Source organism: Rhodopirellula sp. JB055 (genome assembly GCF_043100905.1).
GTDB lineage: Bacteria > Planctomycetota > Planctomycetia > Pirellulales > Pirellulaceae > Rhodopirellula.
Genome location: NZ_JBICHO010000306.1, coordinates 1 through 5,212, shown reverse-complemented (window position 1 = coordinate 5,212; position 5,212 = coordinate 1). Strand labels below are relative to the sequence as shown.

Below are 5,212 nucleotides of genomic sequence, written 5' to 3'. Positions count from 1 at the left end.
TTGATCGGATGGTTGGACCGGAACTATCCCGAATACGCCGCGTCGGACCAGTTTGTGCCGCGTGCGGTCGTAGGTGAATACCTGCACGAGTGTTTTGAATCGGTCTGCAAACGGTTACGTCGCTGGACGAAGCTGAAAGTCGTCCGTAGCCGAGTGGAATCCATCCGATATGTTGCCAGCCAAACATCCAGCGGCGAATGGCGGCTTTGGGATGGCGAAGACGAGACTACGTTTGACCGCGTTGTCCTGACGATTGGACACGAAGGGTTGCGTGCCTCGGACAAGGTGTCTTCATCAGACGATGAGGCGTTTGTGTTCCCGGTCGAGAAAAATCTTGCGACCGATCGCATTCCGGCCCGCTGTGATGTTTGGATTTGCGGGTTTGGGCTGACCGCGATCGATGCCATCATGATGTTGACGGAAGGCCGCGATGGTCGTTTCGAAAACGGTGTGGCTCTTCCTAATTACGTCCGCAGTGGAAACGAGCCCGAGAAAATCTTGGTTCACTGTCGATCGGGGAGGCCCATGCTGGCCAAACCGACAGCGAAGGTGGAGCCCATCACCGATGCGTTTTGGGAACCATACCGCGAGTCACTGCGAGCGTGTGAACCCAACCACGGTATGCTGAATTTCCACAAAGACATTTGGCGTGTGATCTGCGAGGCGGCAGCGGCATCTTTGTCACGATCCGGCACAGACACCACTTCTCGCGACGTTGACGAATGGTTTCGCGGTTGGTCGCGATACAAAATGGACGAGTCAGCGGCACGTCGCGCGATGGTGCAGTCTTACGCAGTCGCAACAGGAACTCGACCAATCGACATCCCATTTGCGTTGGGCGATGCTTGGCGTCGCCTGTACCCACTGATTGTCGAACAGGTCAGTTTTGGCGGTTTGGCCGCTGGTCAGTACAAGGCGTTTCAACAGGTTGCAATGGAAATGGAACGCATCGCGTTTGGTCCACCAGCAGGAAGCGTCGCCAAATTGCTGCGTCTGATGCGTGATGGCGTGGTACAACTGAGTGACCAAACGGATGCACCGGACGGTGCCGTGGTCGTGAACGCTGTGATTGCTTCCCCAAGCCAAGTCGATGAAACAGGACCGCTATCGCAACTCATTCTGCGTGGCGATGTCGAGGTTGATCCACTCACACAGGCAATCCGCGTGAATGACTCGGGCAATGTGCTGGGCGGACGCGAAGGACTCGCAGTGTTTGGCCGAGCGACCGAGGGGTGGGTTGTTGGCAACGACACCCTCTCGCGGACCTTGCATTCACAAATTCAGAACTGGGCCAGTGCGATCGCGGTGGAGATAAATGGATAAGGTACTCGACGCCATTTTTGAGCTCTCTTCGGATTCTCCAATGAAAGAAATTTTCTCGGGCGAGCGGCGAACGCACCAGGTCGCTTCGCTGCGAGGAGGTTGCAGAGGGGTGATGCCTCTCGATGCCCGCATCGAACCGTGGATGAAGCGTTGCCTGCGTTCCGAGGACTTGTTCGATTGGGTGGAAACGTATGGGTCACCACTGAATCTTTTGCGCCCACGAACGATGCGTCGCAATGTTGAGGAGTTGAACGCGGTCGCTCGCCAGCGTGGTCTCGATTTCCGCGTGTTCTTTGCTCGGAAGGCGAACAAGTGTCTGGGGTTTGTCGATGAAGCGATTGAATCAAACTTCGGAGTCGACACCGCCAGCGAGAATGAACTGCGACAATGTTTGCGTCAGTGCGTACCGGCGAGAGATTTGATCTGCACGGCAGCAATCAAAAGCGAATCGCTGATCGACCTGTGTTTGCAACAGCAAGTCTGCATCGCCGTGGACAACGACGACGAACTGAACGTTGTCGTTGACCGAGCGAACGAGCTCGGCCGGATCGCTCGAATTGCGTTGCGATTGGGCGGGTTCCGGCATAAGGGCACGAAGCTTCCGACTCGGTTCGGTTTCGACGTGGATCGCGACCGGGAACTCCCTCAGCGTTTGGCTTCTTTGCCGGTCATGGTTCACGGCATCCATTTTCACCTAGATGGCTATGATGCCGGGCAGCGTGTATCAGCTCTTTCAGTGGCGATGGATTGGACGCAGCGTTTGAGCGCCGCTGGCCAACCCATGGATTTCATCGACATGGGCGGGGGGGGCCCGATGAGTTACCTCGACGAACCTCGCCAGTGGAATCTGTTTTGGCAGGAACATCGTCGGGCGCTTTTGGGCGAAAGAGACACACTGACTTATCGCAGCCACCGGCTGGGCTTGTCGGTGGAACGCGGACGTGTGGTCGGGAAGCCGAGCATGTATCCCTTCTTCCAACGTGGAGTTGGCGGTCATTGGTTGGCACGCGTTTTGGACTCGGTGGTGGATGGCAAGTCGATCGCGAATCATTTGTCGGAACTCAACGTCCAACTGCGGTGCGAACCAGGCCGGAGCATCTTGGACGGTTGCGGTTTGACCGTCGCTCGCGTTGAATTTCGTAAACAGAATGCGGAGGGCGATTGGTTGATTGGATTGTCGATGAACCGGACGCAATGCCGGACCTCCAGTGATGATTTCCTAGTGGATCCGATTTTGGTTCCTAAACAGATGCCCATTGACCGTTCGTGCGATCGGAAACCGATGTCGGGCTATCTGGTCGGTGCCTACTGCACGGAATCAGAATTGATTTCGCTTCGGAAGATGGAGTTTCCAAACGGTGTTCAACGCGGAGATTTGATCGCCTTCCCAAACACCGCCGGCTACTTCATGCATTTCCTCGAAAGCCGTTCGCACCAATTTCCGTTGGCTAGAAACCTGATCGTGGACTCGCACGCGGTTCCATCGGTTCGTCTCGATCTGATCGATGAATGAACAGTCTGGTCGGCCAGCGTTCTGCGGCTGAGTTGTTCGACAATCATCCAGTTTGACTGCGGTGGAACCGACGTGCGAGACCACAGCAGCGACGCGAGATTCTCAACAACTGAACCGGCACGTGGTTTGCGGGCACGTGGTTTGCTAATGCGTGAGGAACCCAGACTTGTTTTGGATGAGGTTCCATTCGAACACGCATCCATGTTTCGCACGATCTTTTCGGATGTTGCTACACAGTTGTCGTCGCTCGTTCAAACGGAAGTGAAGGTCGGATTTCTATTTCTCTTCTAGCAAAGAAGCTCTATGTCCGAAAAATCCAAGTGCCCTTTTCAAACTCAGCAATTCGGCCGGGCGGTTGATGACAACCAACATTCGCAAACCGCAGGACCACGCGGTCCCGTCTTGATGCAGGACGTTCACCTGGTCGAGAAAATGGCGCACTTCAACCGGGAACGCATTCCGGAACGAGTGGTTCACGCCAAGGGCTATGGAGCATTCGGCACGTTCACGGTCACGAACGACATCACAAAATATTGCATGGCGGATTTGTTCTCCGAAGTCGGCAAGAAGACGGAAACGTTCGCACGATTTTCGACGGTCGGCGGAGAAAGCGGTTCGGCTGATACAGCGCGTGACCCGCGTGGATTTTCGCTGAAGTTTTATACTGATCAAGGCGTTTGGGATTTAGTCGGCAACAACACGCCAATCTTTTTCATTCGCGACCCGTTGAAGTTCAGCGACTTCATTCGGACTCAAAAACGGGAGCCACAAAATCACTTGCAACCTCACTGGCGTCGTTGGGACTTTTGGGGCGAAGTGCCCGAAGCCTTGCACCAGGTCATGTTCCTCTACAGCGACCGAGGAACGCCAAAGAGCGCTCGCTTCATGAACGGCTACGGAAGCCACACGTTCAGCATGTACAACAAGGACGGTGTCCGGCACTGGGTGAAGTTTCATTTGAAAACGGAACAGGGGTCAGAGAACTTTAGCGCCGATGAAGCGATCAAGATGGCAGGCGAAGCACCGGATTATTCCACGCGTGATTTGTTTGAGGCGATCGAGAAGGGTGACTACCCTCGATGGCGAATGCACATTCAGGTGATGCCTGAGTCCGACGCGGCAGACTACAAGTGGCATCCCTTCGACTTGACCAAGGTGTGGCCGCACGATGACTATCCGTTGATCGAAGTCGGTGTGTTCGAACTCAATCGCAATCCTTCCAACTATTTTCAGGACGTCGAACAAGCCGCGTTTGAACCCGGCAACCTGGTCGAAGGCATTGGGATCTCACCCGATCGCATGCTGCAGAATCGCGTGCTTTCCTATCCCGATGCACACCGCTATCGATTGGGTGTGAACTATCACCAAATTCCCGTCAACCAACCGCGTTGTCCGTATGCGACCTATCACCGCGACGGGACGATGCGAGTGGACGGGAATGGCGGGGGAACCGTTGATTACGAGCCTAATAAAATGAAAGGGCCGAAAGAGACTGGGCGATCGATGGAGCCGCCGATGCCTGTGCACGGTGACGGCGATCGCTATGACGAGTTCCCGTGCGATGACAAAGACTACTACGGTCAACCACAGATGTTCTGGAACAAGGTGCTCGATGAAGGTGCCCGCGAACGCCTTTGCACCGCGATTTCGAACTCGATGGTGGACAGTCCGGAGAACATTCGCGAAAAGATGTTGGCTCAGTTTGCCAAAGTTCACGCTGACTTTGCCGAGGGCGTGAGAAGCCGCCTCGACGAACCGGCGTCACAACCGATCCCAATTGCATGAGCGGTATGTCTGTTGCTTTGTTCAGCGGTGATCATCCCTAACTCGGGTGGCCATCGCTTTTTTTATGTACCCGGTGCGGTCAAACGCGGGGGATTGCGTGATTTAGGTGGTTCTCGACATCTTGCCTCATCTGTTTCTGACTCATTGGAGAACTTTATGTTCGGTTTCCGTTCTGCCTTCCTGCTCGAAAATCAACCAAACGAAAGAAGTGACCAAAGTACGAACCGAAATCAATCGGCGAAATTTCGAACCACGAAGTCACGCAGGGCGAACGGCCGACGCAGGACACTGAACCGACTGATCGGCGAGAAGTTGGAAGAACGCCGGGTCTTGGCTGCCTACGTCGTCGACACGGCGATGGACGTCGTCGCCGAGGATGGGATGATCAGTCTTCGAGAAGCCATCCAAGCCTCAAACACCAACGCGGCCGTCAGCGCCGACACCGTCGCCGGTGATCCGACCGCCACCGAAATCGACAGCATCACGTTCGCCGATGGTCTGACCGCGATCACGCTTGGCAGTGAGTTGGAGATCACCGAATCGATCCAGATTGCCCTGGGAGATTCCTCTGGGCAAGTCATCAGCGGTGAT

Annotated in this window: 4 protein-coding genes; all 4 read left to right on the top strand. The window is 55.2% G+C overall.

Translation table 11 applies throughout. The features are described from left to right. Positions 1 to 1,323 (top strand): FAD/NAD(P)-binding protein (locus tag ACF8AM_RS12085; protein WP_392555873.1); only part of this gene is annotated, 1,323 nt, incomplete at its 5' end. A 142-nt stretch (positions 1,324 to 1,465) separates the two neighbouring features. Continuing rightward, positions 1,466 to 2,836: a Y4yA family PLP-dependent enzyme gene (locus ACF8AM_RS12080; protein ID WP_392555872.1), complete on the top strand. Its 1,371-nt coding sequence runs from the start codon at positions 1,466 to 1,468 to the stop codon at positions 2,834 to 2,836. A 303-nt stretch (positions 2,837 to 3,139) separates the two neighbouring features. After that, the gene (locus tag ACF8AM_RS12075) at positions 3,140 to 4,621 is read left to right on the top strand and encodes a catalase (protein WP_392555871.1); all 1,482 of its coding nucleotides are present in this window, start codon (positions 3,140 to 3,142) and stop codon (positions 4,619 to 4,621) included. A 330-nt stretch (positions 4,622 to 4,951) separates the two neighbouring features. Next, positions 4,952 to 5,212, top strand: a 261-nt coding sequence (locus ACF8AM_RS12070; protein ID WP_392555870.1) for a hypothetical protein, incomplete at its 3' end; no start/stop codon positions are given.

What these genes read in the sequence shown, in the direction of transcription:
- ACF8AM_RS12080 (WP_392555872.1), top strand. Translation starts at nt 1,466, where the DNA reads ATGAAGCGTTGCCTGCGTTCCGAGGACTTGTTCGATTGGGTGGAAACG.
- ACF8AM_RS12075 (WP_392555871.1), top strand. Translation starts at nt 3,140, where the DNA reads ATGTCCGAAAAATCCAAGTGCCCTTTTCAAACTCAGCAATTCGGCCGG.